The following is a 16081-nucleotide window of genomic DNA, read 5'->3' as shown; positions in this document are numbered from 1 at the left end:
CATGCGCGAAGCCTTGCGCTCACTGCTGGTCGCCTTGCAGTTCCTCACCCGCCTGCCGGTGCGCCTGTCGGCGATGCCGACGCCGGAACAGTTCGGCCGCGCGGTGCTCTGCTATCCACTGGTCGGGGTGCTGATCGGCGTCGTGCTGTACGCCGCGGCGCGGTCGCTCGACGGTACGCCGCCGCTGTTGCAGGCAGCCTTGCTGCTGAGCCTGTGGGTGGCGCTGAGCGGCGCGCTGCACCTGGACGGCCTGGCCGACATGGCGGACGCCTGGGTCGGCGGGTTGGGCGACCGCGAGCGGACCCTGGCGATCATGAAGGACCCGCGCAGCGGCCCGGTGGCGGTGGTGGTCCTGGTACTGGTCCTGTTGTTGAAGTTCTCCGCCCTGGCGGCGCTGCTCGGCCAGGGCGAGGCCGGGTTGTTGCCGCTGGCTCCGTGGCTGGCGCGCAGCAGCCTGCCGCTGCTGTTCCTGACCACGCCCTACGCGCGCCCCGGCGGCCTCGGCCAGGCCATCGCCGAGCACCTGCCGGCGCGCAGCCTGCCGTGGGTGCTGGGGGTGAGTTTCGGCCTGGCCCTGGCGTTCGGCCTGGCCGGCCTGCTGGCGTTGCTGGTGACGCTGATGCTCTTCGCCTGGCTGCGCAGCCGTTTCCTCGCGCGCCTCGGCGGCACCACCGGGGACACCGCCGGCGCGCTGGTCGAACTTACCGAGTGTGCGGTGCTGGTGGCGCTGGCTCTGTAGCCGGACGCGGCTGGCGCAGGACCGCCATGGCGCTGAGGAAGAGCAGCGCGGCGGCGGCCAGCAGCACGGCGACGAAGGCCTGGTCGAAAGCCTGCCGGGCAAGCTCGACGAGCCGCGACGCGACCTCCGGCGCCAGGCCCTCGGCGACCAACAGGGCGTCGTCGAGGCTGTCGCGGACCCGCGCCGGCAGCTCGGCCGAGGGCAGCCTCAGCGACATCCCGTAGACTAAACTCATCAGGCTGCCGAGCAGGGTCACGCCGATCACCCCGCCCAGTTCGTAGGACACGTCTTCGATGGCGGCCGCCATTCCGGAACTCTGTTCGTCCACGTTGAGCATCACCGCGGTGGAGGCGGCGGTCATCGCGCCGCCGAAGCCGACGCCGAGCAGCACCAGGCTGGCCAGTTGCGCTCCGGTGGCGGACTGGTAGGACAGGGCCAGGCCGAGCAATCCGGCGCTGCCGAGCAGCAGGGAGGCGCACATCACCCGGTTCTCGCCCCAGCGCGGCACCAGCCAGCCGGCCAGCGGCCCGACCACCAGCGAGGCCAGCGGGATCGGCAGGACGAACAGGCCGGCCTTCAGCGGCGTCAGGCCCTGCACCAGTTGCAGGTGCTGGCTGAACACCAGTTCCATGCCGACCAGCGCCATGGTCGCCACCAGGGCCACCGCGACGCCGCGGGCGAAGCGCCGGTTGCGGAACAGCGCGAAGTCGATCATCGGTTCGCGGGCGCGGCGCTGGCGGCGGACGAACAGGTACAGGCAGAGCATGCCGCCGAGCGCGGCCAGGACGGCCAGCCCGAAGTCCGGGGCGCGCGCGCTGAGTTCCTTGATCGCATAGACCACCCCGACCAGGCCGAACATCACCTGCAGCGAGCCGAGGGCGTCCCATGGTCGCCGTGACTGGCCGCCGCAGGCGGGGATGGCCGGCAGCGCCAGCAACAGGGCGATGGCCACCACCGGGACGTTGATGAGGAACACCGAGCCCCACCAGAAGAACTCCAGCAGCACGCCGCCGACCACCGGCCCCAGCGCCGCGCCGGCAGAGGCGACGGAGGCCCAGATGCCGATGGCCAGGGCGCGTTCGCGTTCGTCCTGGAAGACATGGCGGACGATCGACAGGGTCGCCGGCATCATCAGCGCCGCGCCCACCGCCAACCCGGCGCGGGCGGCGATCAGCGCCGCGGCGCTGGGGGCGAAGGCGGCGCACAGCGAGGCCAGGCCGAACAGCGGCAGGCCGGCGAGGAACAGCCGCTTGTGGCCAAGGCGGTCGCTGAGCAAGCCGGCGCCGGGCAGCAGGCCGGCGACCACCAGCGGATAGGCGTTGACGATCCAGAGCTTCTCCGCGGCCGTCGCACCGAGGTCGTGGGTCAGGCGCGGCAGGGCCGTGTAGAGCACGGTCATGTCGATGATGATGAGGAACAGGGCGCTGGAGACGATGGCCAGGACCAGCCAGCGGTTCTGCCGGAACATGGGATAACCTCTGTGGCGAACGGTTCTTCGCTCGCCGTGGATAACGGGAATTGCGCGCCACGGGCGGACGCGTGAAAATATAAATACATACGTATGGATTTAAACTCAAGAGGTAGCCATGGGACGCCGACGAACGATCGACCGCGACCAGTTGCTCGATGCCGCCGAGGCGGTGATCGCCCGCGAGGGCGCGGCCGGCCTGACCATCGATGCGGTGGCGAAGGAAATGGGCATCACCAAGGGCGGCGTGCAGTACTGCTTCGGTACCAAGGACGCGCTGATCGACGCGATCTTCGAGCGCTGGGGCAAGGCCTACGACAGCCTGTTCGAAGCGGTGGCGGGGAAGCAGCCGACGCCGCTGACGCGGGTTCGCGCGCATGCCGAGGCGACCCAGCGTTCGGACGAGTTGTCCAGCAGCAAGGCGGCGGCGCTGATGGCGGCGCTGATCCAGACGCCCGAGCACCTGGAGGGCAGCAACCAGTGGTATCGCAGCCGGTTGGAAGGCCTGGACCTGTCCGCACCCGAGGGGCGCCGTGCGCGCCTGGCGTTCCTGGCGGTGGAGGGCGCCTTCATGTTGCGCTACTTCCGCCTGATGGACATTGGCCAGGACGAGTGGGACTCGATGCTCGACGACGTCCGTGCGTTGTTGCTGACGGCGGCTGGCGCCAGCGGAGACTGAGGCTCCGCTGGCGCGCTGCGGGTGGTCGCCTCAGTCGAAGGCGAAGTGCTCGCTCTTCAGGTCCATGATCGAACCGGTCGGCTTCGCCATCGCCGCCGCGTGGCCCTTGGCGCGCGGAAGCAGGCGGGCAAAGTAGAACTCGCTGGTGGCGATCTTGGCCTTGTAGAAGTCCGCCGACTCGCTGCCGCCCTGGCGCAGTCGCCGGCGCGCAGCGGCTTCCTGGAGGGCCCAGGAATAGGCCAGCGTGGCGTAGCCGGAGAACATCAGGTAGTCGTGGCTGGCGGTGCTCACCAGATCGCGTTGCTTGCGCGCGGTGAGGGCAATGCGCAGGGTCAGCAGGTTCCATTGGGCGCAGAGCTTGAGCAGCACCAGGGCGCGGCCGCGCATGCGCGGCTCGTTCTTCAGCAGGTCGACGGCGAACCGGGCCACGCCCCTGGTGAAGTCGCGCACGGCCTTGCCCTGGGTCATCAGCAGGACCTTGCGGCCGAGCAGGTCGAGGGCCTGGATGCCGGTGGTGCCTTCGTAGAGGGTGGCGATCCGCGCGTCGCGGACGATCTGCTCCATGCCGTGTTCGCGGATATAGCCGTGGCCGCCGAACACCTGCATGCCGAGGTTGGCGCTTTCCAGGCCGAGTTCGGTCAGGCAGCCCTTGAGGATCGGCGTGAGGAAGCCGAGCTTGTCGTCCCAGCGTTCGTATTCGGCGTCGTCCTTGCTGAGGATGCCCTGGATCATCCGGTCGGCGTACTGGGTGGCCAGGTAGACCAGCGCCCGGCCGCCTTCGGCGATGGCTTTCTGGGTCAGCAGCATGCGCCGCACGTCACCGTGGTGCATCAGGCTGTCGGCGACCTGGTCGGGTTCCTTGGTCCCGGAGAGCGCGCGCATGGAGCGGCGTTCGCGGGCGTAGGCGAGGGCGCCCTGGTAGGCCAGCTCGGCGGTGGCCACGCCCTGGATGGCGGTGCCGATGCGGGCGCTGTTCATGAAGGTGAACATGCATTCCAGACCCTTGTTCGGCGGTCCGATGAGGAAGCCGGTGGCGCCGTCGAAGTTCATCACGCAGGTGGCCGAGGCCTTGATCCCCATCTTCTTCTCCAGCGCGCCGCAACTCACGCCGTTGCGCGGGCCGAGCGCGCCGCCTTCGCCGGGAAGGAACTTGGGCACGATGAACAGGGAAATGCCGCGGGTGCCCTTCGGTGCGTCCGGCAGGCGGGCGAGGACGATGTGGACGATGTTCTCGGTCAGGTCGTGTTCGCCGGAAGAGATGAATATCTTCGTCCCGCTGATGGCGTAGCTACCGTCGGGGTTGGCCTCGGCGCGGGTCTTCACCTGGCCGAGATCGGTGCCGCACTGCGGCTCGGTGAGGCACATGGTGCCGCCCCAGCGGCCCTCGGTGAGCGGAACCAGGTAGGTCTGCTTCTGTTCCTCGGTGCCGTGCTGCATCAGGGTGTTCATCGCGCCGAGGGAGAGGCCGGGATACATGGAGAACGGCCAGTTGGCTGTGCCCATCATCTCCTGCTTGAGCGCGCCGAGGCTCATCGGCAGGCCCTGACCACCGTACTCCACCGGGTGCGAGAGGCCCTGCCAGCCGCCGGCGACATAGGCCTCGTAGGCTTCCTTGTAGCCCTTCGGCGTCCGTACTTCGCCGTTCTCCAGGTGGCAGCCTTCCTCGTCGCCGCTGTGGTAGAGCGGGGCGATCACTTCCTCGCAGAGCTTCGCGCATTCGCCGAGGATCGCATCGACCATGTCCGGCGTGGCTTCGGCTCCGTTGACCAGGTTGCGGTAATGCTCGGGGAAATCGAAGACTTCGTTGAGCAGGAAGCGCGTGTCGCGCAGCGGGGCTTTGTAAACGGGCATGGCTACCTCGGCGATGGATGGAGGGCGCCGGGTGCTCCCGGTCGCCGCTGACAGCGCGAGTTATAGGCCAGCGCCCGGCGTCCGGCCTTGGCAGGGGCAACAGACGGCGTTGGCAGTTCGGACAATCCGCTTGACCGACGAGAGGTACGGGTATATACACGCATCCATGCTACCGACCCAATGCCTCTGTACCAAACTGCGTCGCGCCGCCCGCAGCGTTTCCCGCTTCTACGACGAGGCGCTGGCCGATACCGGCCTCAAGGTGGCGCAGTTTTCCCTGCTGCGGCACCTGCGGCGCCTGGACCGGCCGAGCATTTCCGAACTCGCCGAAGCCATGGGACTCGACCGCAGCACCCTCGGTCGCAACCTGCGGGTGCTGGAAGGCGACGGCCTGCTGCGCCTGACCGGTGGCGAGGACCAGCGCAACCGCCTGGTCGAGCTGACGCCTGCCGGGCTGGATGCCCTGGAGCGCGGAACGCCGGCCTGGGAAGACGCGCAGCGGCGTCTCGCCGGGCGCCTTGGCGAGGAGCGCAGCGGCGCCTTGGCGGCGTTGCTGGCGGAACTGGAGCGACTGGACTGACAACCGACGAAGCCTCTCGCCGAGGCGCTTCGTTCACGATAAAGCGGGTATATACCCGTAGATGGAGCGACCCATGCCGCGTGCCGCCTTCTGGATCCTGCTGTCCGGAGCCCTGATCCTCGCCCTGTCCCTCGGCGTGCGACATGGCTTCGGCCTGTTCCTCGCGCCGATGAGCGCCGACTTCGGCTGGGGCCGCGAAGTCTTCGCCTTCGCCATCGCCTTGCAGAACCTGGTCTGGGGCCTGGCCCAGCCGTTCACCGGGGCGCTCGCCGACCGCTACGGCGCGGCGCGGGCGGTGCTGGTGGGGGGCCTGCTGTACGCCCTCGGCCTGGTCCTGATGGGACTCTCGCAGTCGGCCACCGGGCTGTCGCTGAGCGCCGGCCTGCTGATCGGCCTGGGCCTTTCCGGCACCTCGTTCTCGGTGATCCTCGGCGCCGTCGGCCGCGCAGTGCCGGCGGAGCAGCGCAGCATGGCGATGGGTATCTCCAGCGCGGCCGGCTCCTTCGGCCAGTTCGCCATGCTGCCCGGTACCCTCGGCCTGATCGGCTGGCTGGGCTGGTCCTCGGCCCTGCTCGCCCTGGGCCTGCTGGTGGCGCTGATCGTGCCGCTGGCCGGGCTGATGAAGGATCGCCCGTTGCCGCCGCAGGGCCACGAACAGAGCCTCGGCGAAGCGCTGCGCGAGGCCTGCGCGCATTCCGGGTTCTGGCTGCTGGCGCTGGGCTTCTTCGTCTGCGGCTTCCAGGTGGTGTTCATCGGCGTACACCTGCCGGCCTACCTGGTCGACCAGCACCTGCCGGCGCAGGTCGGCACCACGGTGCTGGCGCTGGTCGGGCTGTTCAACGTGTTCGGCACCTACATCGCCGGCTGGCTCGGCGGGCGCTGGTCGAAGCCGCGCCTGCTGACCGCGCTGTACCTGGTGCGCGGGGTAGTGATCGTGCTGTTCCTCTGGCTGCCGCTGAGCGTCTACAGCGCCTACGCCTTCGGCGTGGCCATGGGGCTGCTGTGGCTGTCCACGGTGCCCCTGACCAACGGCACCGTGGCGACCCTGTTCGGCGTGCGCAACCTGTCGATGCTCGGCGGCATCGTGTTCCTCTTCCACCAGTTGGGCGCCTTCCTCGGCGGCTGGCTGGGCGGGGTGGTCTACGACCGCACCGGCAGCTACGACCTGGTCTGGCAGTTGTCGATCCTGCTAAGCCTGCTCGCGGCGCTGCTCAACTGGCCGGTGCGCGAGCGTCCGGTGGCGCGCCTGCAGGTGGCCGGAGGCGCGGCGTGAAGCTGGCCTGGCTGCTCGCCGCCGGGGCGCTGCTGGGACTCGCCTGGTGGGGCTGGCAGCGTGGCGGACTGGCGCTGCTGGAACTGGGCATGGGCGCATGCTGATAGGTGGCGATAGGCGCGGGGAAGGGTAAGCTGGGACATTCGTCGCCAAGGAGCCATTCCATGAAACCTCGCGTGCTGTTGTCCGCCCTGGCGCTCGCCGGGCTGCCGCTGAGCGGCTGGGCCGCCGATTGCCCGGAACTGTTGCAGGGCCAGTTGACCAAGCTGCGTTCCAAGGAAAGCATCGATCTTTGCCAGCGTTACGCCGGCAAGCCGCTGGTGGTGGTCAACACTGCCAGCCACTGTGGCTTCACCCCGCAGTTCAAGGGGCTCGAGGCGCTCTACCAGCGTTACAAGGGGCAGGGCCTGGAAGTGCTCGGGGTACCTTCCGACGACTTCAAGCAGGAAGCCGCGGATACCGCCGAGACCGCGAAGATCTGCTATGGCAACTACGGCGTGACCTTCGCCATGACCCAGCCGCAGCACGTGCGCGGCGACGAGGCGATCCCGCTGTTCCGCCAGTTGGCCGAGCAGAGCGGCCAGGCGCCGCGCTGGAATTTCTACAAGTACGTGGTGGATCGCCAGGGCAGGGTGGTCGCGCAGTTCTCCAGCAAGACCACCCCGGACGATCCGCAGCTCCAGGCCGCCATCGAGAAAGCCATCGCCAGCCAGCCCTGAGGAGCAGGCATGAAAAAGCCGGGCAATGCCCGGCTTCTTCGTTGGCGCGTGCGATCAGAAGCGATAGGTGACCTGGGCGGTCAGGCCATGCGCGCTGTTGTCGTACTTGGCGCTGTAGGCCGGCTGCAGGGCGCTGCCTTCCTGGTTGACGCCGGCAGTGGTTTCCCACAGGTAGGCGTAGGCCACGTCGACGGTCAGGTCCTGGTTCGGCGACCAGCCGGCACCGACGGTGAAGACCTTGCGGTCGCCCACCGGGATGCGCACGTTGCGGTCCTCGTTGGTGGTCGGCGAGGGCTCGTAGGCAAAGCCGGTACGCAGCACCCACTCCGGGGTGGCCTGGTAGGAGGTACCTACCGAGAAGGACCAGGTGTCGCGAAAGTTCAGGTCTTCGCCGATGGTGTTGAAGCCCAGGGCCTGGCCGAGCGCCGGTACGCCGCTGTTGCGCACTTCGATCTTCTCCAGGCGGCTCCAGCGGGTCCAGACGGCGCCCAGGTAGCCCGTCCACTTGTCGTCGAACTTGTGGGTGATGGAGGTATCCACCGATTCCGGCAGGGTGATGTCCAGCTTGGCATCGTACTTGCCATTCAGGCCCAGGGCACCCGGAGCGTTCTTCACTTCGGTGTTGCCGCCCAGGTGGTACTTGACCTTGGAGTGGTAGGTCAGGCCCCAGGTGGTGTCGTCGGTCAGGTCGACCATCACGCCGACGTTGTAGCCGATGGCAGTGTCGTCGCCCTTGATGTTGATCTTGGTATCGCCGTTGCTGCCGAGCAGGCCATTGGTGGCCAGGGTGTTCTTCAACTGGCCGTCGATGCGGTTGAAGGTCGGACCGAAGCCGACGGAAACCTTGTCGTTGATCTTCCAGGCGATGGTCGGCTGCACGGTGATCACCTGCACCTTGCTATAGGAGCCGTGGGAGCTGCCCATGAAGCCGTTTTCGTAATCGTTGATGATGCCGTAGGGCACGTAGATGCCCAGGCCGAAAGTGAAATCTTCGTTGATCGGCGTGGAGAAGTAGCCGAACGGTACGGCGGCCAGCGGTACCGAGTCGCCCTTGTTGCTGCCCTGGGCGGTGCTGTGGGCCTGGCTGATGTCGTCCTTGGCCTTGACGATGGCCAGACCGCCGCTGACTTCGGTGCGTTTCAGCTTGGACAGGCCGGCCGGGTTGCCGTAGATGGTGCTGGCATCGAGCGCGGACGAGGCGCGGCCGGCGTACGCGGTGCCGGCGCCGCTGGCGCTCTGTTCGTTGATGGCGATGCCGTTGGCGAGGGTGTAGGTGGAGACAGCGCTAATGGTCAGTGCGAGAGAGGTTTTAAACCATATTGTTTTCATTGTTGGAGCAACTCCTGTGTATAACGGCGCGCAAACTACCAAGATTCCCAGACCGGCGCCAGTGTTCCGAAGTTCCGCAGGGTGCGGAACAGAGCGGTTGGCTCCGGTGCCAGTGAAGCGAAGGTAGCGCAACCGTTCGTGTCTGTATGTAAAAAATTTTCTGACCGGTTGGTCTGTTTCGGACGCGGGATTTTTCCATTCGCCGTCAGGCGACCTGGCTGAGGCTGCCGATGCAGCGTTGCCAGGCGTCGATGAACTCGTGCAGGCGACCGTGCGGCTGGAATACCTGGCGCCACACGCGAGCCTGGGCGAGGTGGTCGTGCTGGTCGGGCAGCGGCAGTCGCGCGGCTTCCACCAGCGACCAGGCGATGGCCGTGCTGTAGCGCAGGTTCACCGTCAGTTCCAGGTGCGGCGCGGCAAGGAAGGCATGCTGGCTGGCCAGGCCGCGGACCCGGCTGGCGCGCTCCGGGTCCAGCGCCAGGTACTGGTCCCAGAGCTGCTGGTGGCGTTCGCTGGCGATCCGGTACAGGCCGTGGCCACGGCGGTCGTCGAGGGCGCTCCCCAGCGCCGACTGGCAGGCCGCCGCGCCCAGCAGCAGCGCTTCGGCGGCGGGGCTGTGGCAGGACAGGTAGTCCAGGGTCGGGCGTATCACGTGCTGGCAAAGATCGTTGGCGGAAATACCCATGACGGCCTCGCGCAAGGTGGATCGGCGGGGCCGGGCAGTTTGGCAGCTTCTATTCCGATGGCCCCGCCGATAGCGGACTTAGCCGCTTGATTTGAAGTGTAGTGAAACAAGTCAGCTGTAAAGGACTGTTTTTAAATTGTTTCCAGCTTTAGAGAACGGCTGATATGCCCGCTGGAAATTAAACCGGCGCGTCCTTGCTTCGCTTGTGCTGGGCGGCATACTCAGCCCCTGCGCAGGCTGTAGAGGAAGTCGCGGAGGATGGCTTTCACTTCATTGGCCGCTTGCCGCTTGTTGCGTGCATCGCGAAGACTCATCGCGGCCTGGGTAAGGAAGCCGTAGAGCTGGCCGACCAGGGTTTCCCGGCGGTAGTCCTTGAGTTCGCCACTGGCCGCCAGTTCGTCCACCAAGCGCCCGACGTAGCGCAGCGTATGGCGCGAGTCGATGCGTTTCCATCGCTCCCAGCCGACGACCGTGATCACCTCCTGCAGCGACAGTTGCCGCTTGCCGCGCGCCATCACGCTGTCGATGAAGGCGTCGGCCAGTGCGGCGGCCTCCGCCCACTTGTCGACATGCGCCGGCACCCTGTCCAGGTCCTCGGCGATCGTCCGTACCTGGCGTTCGTAGCATTCGGCGAGCAGTTCCTGCTTGCTGCCGAAGTGGTGGTAGAACGCGCCCTTGGTCACGCGCGCCTCGCGGGCGATGGCGTCGATGGAGACGCCGCCGTAGCCATGTTCGATGAAGGCGGAGAGGGCGCTTTCCAGCAGTGCCTCGCGGGTCGCCTCGGCATTTTCCTGCTGCCTGCTCTTGACATTCATACTGTTGCCTTCTTACATACCGTCGGTATGTTCATGCTAGCACGCCTGGCGATCCGTCGAGCATTGCGTCCGTCCCGGCTGCTCGAACCCGCACGGCAAAGGAGAGCGCGAATGAGTACCGCAGTGGAGATCGCCTGCCGTGACGGCGTGCGCCTGGCCGGCGACCACTTCCCGGCCGTCGGCGATGCGCAGGGGAGCATCGTGGTGGCCTGCGCGCTCGGCGTCAGGCGCGCCTTCTACCAGCGCTTCGCCGTCCTGGCCGCGGCTTCCGGCTACGAGGTGCTGTTGTTCAGCTACCGCGGCAGCGAAGGCGACGACCCTGCCGTGGCTAGCTATCGCCTGGCCGACTGGGGACGCGAGGACATCGATGCGGCGCTGGCCTGGTGCCGAGCGCGCGCGCCGGAGCTACCGCGCTATTTCGTCGGCCACAGCATCGGCGCGCAGTTGCTCGGTCTGGCTGGTCAGGCCAGCGGATTGAGCGGCGCCGCGTTCGTCGCCGGTTCGTTTCCGTACTGGAGGCGCTGGCGAGGCAGGCAACGCTGGCAGATGTTCGGCCTGTTCTGCGTGGCGGTGCCGCTACTGACCGGACTGCTCCGACGCTTTCCCAGTCGTTTCTTCGGCCTCGGCAGCCTGGATATGCCGAGTCATTTCATGCGCGACTGGGCGCGCTGGGTACGGCAGCCGGACTACCTCCTGGCACCGCGCTTCGGATTGCAGCGGCAGGGTTACGAGGCGCTGGACATCCCCGTCGCCAGCTTCCTGTTCGAGGACGACGACTACGTGCCCTGGGCTGCGGCGGAAAAGCTTCACCTGGTCTATGCCGCGGCGCACCTGGAGTTGCGTCGCAAGGGACGGGCCGAGGGGGCGGTTGGGCATTTCGGGCTGTTCCGCAACGAGGCGTTGCAGAAGGAGTTGCTCGACTACTTCAGGAAGCTGCCCGACGCGGCGTAAGCCGCGTCCGAGCGTATGGCGTCGTCAGTCGCCGGTGGCGACCGGGCGGCGCGGGTCGGTGATCCACTCGCTCCACGAGCCGGCGTAGAGGCGCGGAAGCGGGAAGCCGGCGAGGCTCAGGGCGAACAGGTTGTGGCAGGCGGTGACGCCGGAGCCGCAGTAGGCAACCAGCTCGTCCACCGGGCGACCGCGCAGCAGGGCGGAGAACCGCTGGTGCAATTGTTCCGGCGGAAGGAAGCGGCCGTCGCTGCTAAGGTTGTCGCTGAAGGCGGCGCACTGGGCACCGGGAATGTGTCCGGCGACCGGATCTATGGGCTCGACTTCGCCACGGAAGCGCGGCTGCGCGCGAGCATCGAGCAGCGCCAGTCCGGGTTGGCCCAGTTGGGCCTGGAGGGTGGCGGCGTCGATCAACAGCGAGGCATCGGGCTGGCCCTGGAAATCGCCGGGTCGAAGACTGCTTTCGCCATTGGTCAGTGCCAGCCCCGCAGCCTTCCAGGCCGCCAGGCCGCCATCGAGGAGGTAGACCCCGTCGCGCTTGCCCAGCCAATGCAACAGCCACCAGGCGCGGGCGGCGAATGCGCCGGGGCCGTCGTCGTAGAGCACCACCTGGCTATCCTGGCGCAGGCCCCAGGCTTGTAGCTTGAGCGCTAGCTCGGCGGGATCCGGCAGCGGATGGCGACCGGTCACGCCCTTGCGCACGGGAGCGGAAAGATCCCGTTCGAGGTCGGCGAAATGCGCGCCGGGAATGTGGTTCTCCTGATAGACGCGGGCACCGTAGGACGGGTCTTCGAGGGCGAAACGGCAGTCGAGGACCAGCAGGTCGGGTTCGCTGAGGCGGGCGGCCAGTTGTTGCGCGGTCAGCAGTTGGGCGGACGACATCGCGGACTCCTTGGGTCGGGAAGCAAAGCCGGTGGCGGATGGGTGGATCATGCCCCTTGGACCGCGTCGCGTCATCCCGGCGTCGCGCGGCGAGGCGGAGAAATGGCGAAAGGAAAGGGCTGGCTCCAGGCGAGGAAGATTCCTACTCGGTCATCAGCCTCGCCCGGCAGCGAGGTATTTGTCCAGACATGCAGAATCGGCTCGTTCCGAGGTATCCGCTCCTGTGTTCTATCCCTCGGAACGCTTGTCCGATTGGCTTGGCCCGGCGCTTGCGCCGGGCTTTTTTTCGCCTCGGCTTTTTCAGGGAATCGCCAGGCGGCCGATCCGGTCGTTTTCCAGGCTGCCGAAGTAGAGCTGGTCGCCCACCGGCTTCGCCGAGGTGATCATGCGCAGGTGGTGGCCGCTGGTGTCGTGCAGGCTGCGGACGATCCTGCCCTGTTCGTCGATGGCGATGACCAGCCCGTAGGCAGTGGGCTTCGGCAGGAACATGCGCGGCAGCTTGGCCAGCTGCGCCTTCAGCCAGGGATGTCGGTGGAGGAAGTCGGCGTCGGCCTTGCGCGGGGTCGGCAGGGCCACCCAGAAGGTACCCTTGCGGTCGCCCTGGAGGTTGTCCGGCAAGCCCGGCAGGTTGTCGATGAACACCTCGTGCTGGCCAGCCTTCTCGCCTTTCAGCCAGTAGCGGGTGATGCGATAGCGGTAGGTCTCGTTGACCAGTACGAAGTCCTCGTTTGCCGAGAGTGCCACGCCATTGGCGAAGTACAGGTCCTTGAGCAGCACCTCGGTCTTGCCGGTGGACGGGTCGTAGCGCAGCAGGCGGCCGTGCGGTCGGGCCTCGAGCAGGTCGAGGATGTAGTCGGGTTGGTGGAACTTGCTGGAAGCGTCGCTGAAGTAGATGCGGCCGTCGCTGGCGATGTCGAGGTCGTCGGTGAAGGCGAAGGGGACGCCGTCGGCCTCGGTGGCGAGGGTTTCCACCTTGCCCTGCGGATCGATGCGCAACAGGCCTTTCCAGGCGTCGGCGAGGATCAGGTTGCCGGCGGCATCGAAGTCCATGCCCAGCGGGCGGCCGCCGGTGTCGACGAAGGTCTCGACCTTGCCGCTGGCGTCCAGGCGTACCACGCGGCCGTCGGCGAGACCAGCATAGACGCGGCCCTGGCTGTCCACGGCGGTGTCCTCGGGGCCGTGCAGTTGGCCCTGGCCAAGCAGCTCGGCCTTCATCAGGGTGTCGTTGGGTTCGAGGACCCCGGTCATCTGCGGAGCGGCCGGGGCATCCCAGGCGAGCGGGTCGATCGGGCTGGTCTTCAGGGCCAGGTAAAGAGCCGCGCCAGCCAGCAGGAGGACGATTATTCCGCTGAGCTTCTTCATGCAGTTCCCTTGTTCGGATTGTCGGACAAGGGGCGGAGTATGGACATTCGCTACGTTCATCGGCAAGCGCGGTGCCGAGCGGAATGCTCGCAGGGCGCGAGGCTCTATATAATGCGCCGCACTTGACCAAGGAGATGTTCGTGACCGCGCCCGAAATCCAGTGGATCCGCGATGATGCCAGCCTGGCGCAGCAATGCCGGGAATGGCGCACACAGCCGTACCTCGCGCTCGATACCGAGTTCATGCGCGTCGATACCTTCTATCCCGCGGCCGGTCTGGTGCAGGTGGGCGATGGCCGGCAGGAGTGGCTGATCGATCCGCTGCTGATCCAGGACTGGAGTCCCTTCGCCGAACTGCTCGAAGACGAGCGGGTGGTGAAGGTGCTGCACGCCTGTAGCGAAGACCTCGAGGTGTTCCTGCGCCTCACCGGCAGCCTGCCGGTGCCGCTGTTCGATACGCAGTTGGCCGCCGCCTATCTCGGTATGGCCCATTCGATGGGCTATTCGAAGCTGGTGAAGGAGGTGCTGGACATCGACCTGCCCAAGGACGAGACCCGTTCCGACTGGTTGCAACGGCCGCTCACCGAGATGCAGATGCGCTACGCCGCCGACGACGTCCAGCACCTCGCCCAGGTCTACCTGGCCCTGGATGCGCGGCTGAGCGAGGAGAAACGCGCCTGGCTGCTGGAGGACGGCGCCGAACTGGTCGCCAACCTCTGCCGCGAGAGCGATCCGCGCGAGGCCTACCGCGAGGTCAAGCTGGGTTGGCGGCTGCGTCCGCAGCAACTGGCGGTGCTCCGCGAACTCTGCGCCTGGCGCGAGGAGCAGGCACGCCTGCGCAACCGGCCGCGCAACCACGTGCTGCGCGAACGCACCCTGTGGCCGCTGGCGCGCCTGCTGCCGAAGAACAAGACCGACCTGGCGGCGATCGAGGACATGCATCCGCGCACCGTGCGCCAGGACGGCGACTTCCTCATCGAACTGATCGCCCAGGCTGCGCGCCTGCCGCAGAGCGAATGGCCCGAGGCGCTGCCCGAGCCGCTGCCGCCGGAGGTCACCCCGCTGCTCAAGAGCCTGCGCGCCATCGGCCAGCGCGAAGCGGAGACCCTGGGCATGGCGCCCGAGCTGATGCTGCGCAAGAAGATCCTCGAGGCACTGCTCAAGAGCGGCTATCCCGACGGTCCCTACGAACTACCCGATTCCCTCCGCGGCTGGCGCCGCGAACGCATGGGCCAGGCCCTGCTGGACGCCCTGGAGAGCGCATGAAACGAATCTGTTCCGTCTACAAGAGCCCGCGCAAGAACGAGATGTACCTCTACGTCGACAAGCGCGAGGCGTTGAGCCGCGTGCCCGAGGCCCTGCTGGTGTCGTTCGGCGCGCCGCAACATGTCTTCGACCTGCTGCTCACCCCCGAGCGCCAACTGGCCCGCGAGGATGTCGCCAAGGTCCTGGAGAACATCGAGAAGCAGGGCTTCCACCTGCAGATGCCGCCGGGCGAAGAAGAGTACATCGAGCATCTCCCGGAAGAGTTGCTGCGCATGAACGACCCGCTCTGACGCGAGCCGTACCCCGCTGGCGCCGGCTTCCCGGCGCCACTTTAACGACGTGAAACCCGCTCTGTGCAAGGCTGCGCCTTCGGTGCATGATGTCCGCAAGATGTCGCACGATAGCGGAACCCCTGGCAGCGACCGTGGTCTACCAGCGCCAATCCTGCTGCTCTCGAGGGCTTCCCTCCAGGAGCCGTGATGCATGAAAGAACAATATTCTCCGGCCTGATCGCCAGCCCTTGTCCGGCTTGGCAGTGTGACCCATGCGCTTGCTGATTCTCGAACGTGACCACGCTCTCTATGCCGCGCTGCTGATGGCGGCCGACCCCAGCCTGAAGGTGGTGGCGGGGGACGACCCCCTGCAACTCATCGACGCCGCCAGCGAGTGCTCGATCTGGCTCGGCCAGCCCGACCTGGTGGCGCAGATGCTGCGCCAGGGCGTGCATCCGGTCTGGGTGCAGTCGACCTGGGCGGGCATCACGCCGCTGCTGGCCGCCGACCTGCCGAAGGACTACAGCCTGACACGCGCGGTAGGCATCTTCGGCCAGGTGATGAGCGAATACCTGCTGACCTACATGCTCGCCCACGAGCGCCAGTTCCTCGGTCGCCTGGCCAGCCAGGTCGGTTCGCAATGGGATAGCCGCACGCCTGGCGGGTTGCGTGGCCGGCAGGCGGTGATCGTGGGTACCGGGGAGATCGGCCAGGCGGTGGCGCATACCCTGTCCGGCTTCGGCATGGACCTGACCGGGGTGGCGAAGAATCCGCGTTCGCTGGTGCCGTTCAACCGCATGGGCTCGCTCGACGACCTCGGCCGCCTGGTGGAGACGGCCGACTACCTGATCAACCTGCTGCCCGACACCCCCGATACCCACGACATCTACGACCGTGCGCTGTTCGCCCGGCTCAAATCCACGGCGCTGTTCATCAACGCCGGGCGTGGCGTCGCGGTGGTGGACGCCGACCTGGTGGCGGCGCTGGAGAACAACCAGTTGGCCGGCGCGGTGATCGACGTCTGCCGCGAAGAGCCGCTGCCGGCCAACCACCTGTTCTGGCATACCCCGCGCCTCTTGCTGACCGGCCACACCGCCGCGCCGACCCTGCCGGGGGCGATGGTCGAACTGTTCCGCGACAACCTCGCGCGCTTCTGGGCGGGCACCGCCATGCGTGGCGAGGTGGACTTCGCTCGCGGCTACTGAGCCGCGTTC

At 67.3% G+C, this 16081-nt stretch carries 16 protein-coding genes; 9 read left to right on the top strand and 7 right to left on the bottom strand.

Annotated elements, in window-relative coordinates:
- Nucleotide 1 precedes the first annotated feature (1 nt).
- Nucleotides 2-739 (top strand): adenosylcobinamide-GDP ribazoletransferase, encoded by a 738-nt coding sequence (locus M6E97_RS16550; protein ID WP_003086787.1) that lies wholly within the window; start codon nt 2-4, stop codon nt 737-739.
- On the opposite strand, the gene M6E97_RS16545 is transcribed toward M6E97_RS16550, so the two are convergent.
- Nucleotides 702-2207 carry an MFS transporter gene (locus tag M6E97_RS16545; RefSeq protein ID WP_003086789.1) on the bottom strand — a complete coding sequence of 502 codons (1506 nt, stop codon included), beginning with the start codon at nt 2205-2207 and terminating at the stop codon, nt 702-704. The two genes, M6E97_RS16550 and M6E97_RS16545, sit on opposite strands and share 38 nt — an antisense overlap.
- Before the next feature lie 118 nt (nt 2208-2325).
- Between M6E97_RS16545 and M6E97_RS16540 the strand changes: the two genes are divergently transcribed.
- The gene (locus M6E97_RS16540) at nt 2326-2886 is read left to right on the top strand and encodes a TetR/AcrR family transcriptional regulator (protein WP_003109279.1); all 561 of its coding nucleotides are present in this window, start codon (nt 2326-2328) and stop codon (nt 2884-2886) included.
- 30 nt (nt 2887-2916) lie between these two features.
- Here the strand turns inward: M6E97_RS16540 and M6E97_RS16535 are convergent, their stop codons facing one another.
- Entirely contained in the window at nt 2917-4737 is a 1821-nt protein-coding gene (locus M6E97_RS16535; RefSeq protein ID WP_033938943.1) for an acyl-CoA dehydrogenase C-terminal domain-containing protein, read from the bottom strand.
- A gap of 130 nt (nt 4738-4867) precedes the next feature.
- Between M6E97_RS16535 and M6E97_RS16530 the strand changes: the two genes are divergently transcribed.
- The 3 genes from M6E97_RS16530 (at nt 4868) to M6E97_RS16520 (ending at nt 7309) form a co-directional block, all read left to right on the top strand.
- Entirely contained in the window at nt 4868-5317 is a 450-nt protein-coding gene (locus M6E97_RS16530; RefSeq protein ID WP_010895547.1) for a MarR family winged helix-turn-helix transcriptional regulator, read from the top strand.
- A gap of 73 nt (nt 5318-5390) precedes the next feature.
- A complete protein-coding gene (locus M6E97_RS16525; protein WP_003449467.1) occupies nt 5391-6590 on the top strand; it encodes an MFS transporter in 1200 nt (399 codons plus the stop codon).
- A 164-nt stretch (nt 6591-6754) separates the two neighbouring features.
- On the top strand, nt 6755-7309 hold the full coding sequence (locus tag M6E97_RS16520; protein WP_003086801.1) for a glutathione peroxidase: 555 nt from the start codon (nt 6755-6757) through the stop codon (nt 7307-7309).
- 54 nt (nt 7310-7363) lie between these two features.
- On the opposite strand, the gene M6E97_RS16515 is transcribed toward M6E97_RS16520, so the two are convergent.
- The 3 genes from M6E97_RS16515 to M6E97_RS16505 form a co-directional block, all read right to left on the bottom strand.
- Nucleotides 7364-8638, bottom strand: coding sequence for an outer membrane protein transport protein (locus M6E97_RS16515; RefSeq protein ID WP_058343307.1), 1275 nt, complete (start codon nt 8636-8638; stop codon nt 7364-7366).
- Between the two features lie 205 nt (nt 8639-8843).
- Complete coding sequence (locus M6E97_RS16510) at nt 8844-9323, bottom strand: hypothetical protein (RefSeq protein WP_003082640.1); 480 nt, start codon at nt 9321-9323, stop codon at nt 8844-8846.
- A gap of 221 nt (nt 9324-9544) precedes the next feature.
- A complete protein-coding gene (locus M6E97_RS16505; protein WP_023095909.1) occupies nt 9545-10138 on the bottom strand; it encodes a TetR family transcriptional regulator in 594 nt (197 codons plus the stop codon).
- 111 nt (nt 10139-10249) lie between these two features.
- Between M6E97_RS16505 and M6E97_RS16500 the strand changes: the two genes are divergently transcribed.
- Nucleotides 10250-11089, top strand: coding sequence for an alpha/beta fold hydrolase (locus M6E97_RS16500; RefSeq protein WP_019484325.1), 840 nt, complete (start codon nt 10250-10252; stop codon nt 11087-11089).
- A gap of 24 nt (nt 11090-11113) precedes the next feature.
- Here the strand turns inward: M6E97_RS16500 and M6E97_RS16495 are convergent, their stop codons facing one another.
- Together M6E97_RS16495 and M6E97_RS16490 are read right to left on the bottom strand one after the other, a co-directional pair.
- Nucleotides 11114-11968, bottom strand: a complete 855-nt coding sequence (locus M6E97_RS16495; RefSeq protein WP_033938946.1) for a sulfurtransferase — start codon at nt 11966-11968, stop codon at nt 11114-11116.
- Between the two features lie 300 nt (nt 11969-12268).
- Nucleotides 12269-13330 carry an SMP-30/gluconolactonase/LRE family protein gene (locus tag M6E97_RS16490; RefSeq protein WP_003082649.1) on the bottom strand — a complete coding sequence of 354 codons (1062 nt, stop codon included), beginning with the start codon at nt 13328-13330 and terminating at the stop codon, nt 12269-12271.
- A gap of 140 nt (nt 13331-13470) precedes the next feature.
- Here M6E97_RS16490 and rnd point away from each other — a divergent pair, with 140 nt between their 5' ends.
- From rnd to M6E97_RS16475, 3 genes are all read left to right on the top strand, one after another.
- Nucleotides 13471-14595, top strand: coding sequence for a ribonuclease D (gene rnd, locus M6E97_RS16485; protein WP_003086813.1), 1125 nt, complete (start codon nt 13471-13473; stop codon nt 14593-14595).
- Nucleotides 14592-14885 (top strand): YcgL domain-containing protein, encoded by a 294-nt coding sequence (locus M6E97_RS16480; protein ID WP_023095907.1) that lies wholly within the window; start codon nt 14592-14594, stop codon nt 14883-14885. The genes rnd and M6E97_RS16480 overlap by 4 nt, the downstream gene beginning before the upstream one ends.
- Nucleotides 14886-15139: 254 nt before the next feature.
- The gene (locus M6E97_RS16475) at nt 15140-16072 is read left to right on the top strand and encodes a D-2-hydroxyacid dehydrogenase (protein ID WP_003086815.1); all 933 of its coding nucleotides are present in this window, start codon (nt 15140-15142) and stop codon (nt 16070-16072) included.
- The last annotated feature ends 9 nt before the right edge of the window (nt 16073-16081 follow it).

Source organism: Pseudomonas sp. B111 (genome assembly GCF_026428275.1).
Lineage (GTDB): Bacteria > Pseudomonadota > Gammaproteobacteria > Pseudomonadales > Pseudomonadaceae > Pseudomonas > Pseudomonas aeruginosa.
The sequence above is the reverse complement of the archived record's forward strand: the minus strand, read 5'-3'. Positions and strand labels throughout refer to the sequence as shown.

Coding starts and splice junctions, on each gene's coding strand:
- M6E97_RS16545 (WP_003086789.1), bottom strand. CDS start 2,207: ATGTTCCGGCAGAACCGCTGGCTGGTCCTGGCCATCGTCTCCAGCGCC.
- M6E97_RS16535 (WP_033938943.1), bottom strand. CDS start 4,737: ATGCCCGTTTACAAAGCCCCGCTGCGCGACACGCGCTTCCTGCTCAAC.
- M6E97_RS16495 (WP_033938946.1), bottom strand. CDS start 11,968: ATGTCGTCCGCCCAACTGCTGACCGCGCAACAACTGGCCGCCCGCCTC.
- M6E97_RS16480 (WP_023095907.1), top strand. CDS start 14,592: ATGAAACGAATCTGTTCCGTCTACAAGAGCCCGCGCAAGAACGAGATG.
- M6E97_RS16475 (WP_003086815.1), top strand. CDS start 15,140: ATGCGCTTGCTGATTCTCGAACGTGACCACGCTCTCTATGCCGCGCTG.
- M6E97_RS16540 (WP_003109279.1), top strand. CDS start 2,326: ATGGGACGCCGACGAACGATCGACCGCGACCAGTTGCTCGATGCCGCC.
- M6E97_RS16520 (WP_003086801.1), top strand. CDS start 6,755: ATGAAACCTCGCGTGCTGTTGTCCGCCCTGGCGCTCGCCGGGCTGCCG.
- M6E97_RS16505 (WP_023095909.1), bottom strand. CDS start 10,138: ATGAATGTCAAGAGCAGGCAGCAGGAAAATGCCGAGGCGACCCGCGAG.
- M6E97_RS16525 (WP_003449467.1), top strand. CDS start 5,391: ATGCCGCGTGCCGCCTTCTGGATCCTGCTGTCCGGAGCCCTGATCCTC.
- M6E97_RS16550 (WP_003086787.1), top strand. CDS start 2: ATGCGCGAAGCCTTGCGCTCACTGCTGGTCGCCTTGCAGTTCCTCACC.
- M6E97_RS16500 (WP_019484325.1), top strand. CDS start 10,250: ATGAGTACCGCAGTGGAGATCGCCTGCCGTGACGGCGTGCGCCTGGCC.
- M6E97_RS16510 (WP_003082640.1), bottom strand. CDS start 9,323: ATGGGTATTTCCGCCAACGATCTTTGCCAGCACGTGATACGCCCGACC.
- M6E97_RS16515 (WP_058343307.1), bottom strand. CDS start 8,638: ATGAAAACAATATGGTTTAAAACCTCTCTCGCACTGACCATTAGCGCT.
- M6E97_RS16490 (WP_003082649.1), bottom strand. CDS start 13,330: ATGAAGAAGCTCAGCGGAATAATCGTCCTCCTGCTGGCTGGCGCGGCT.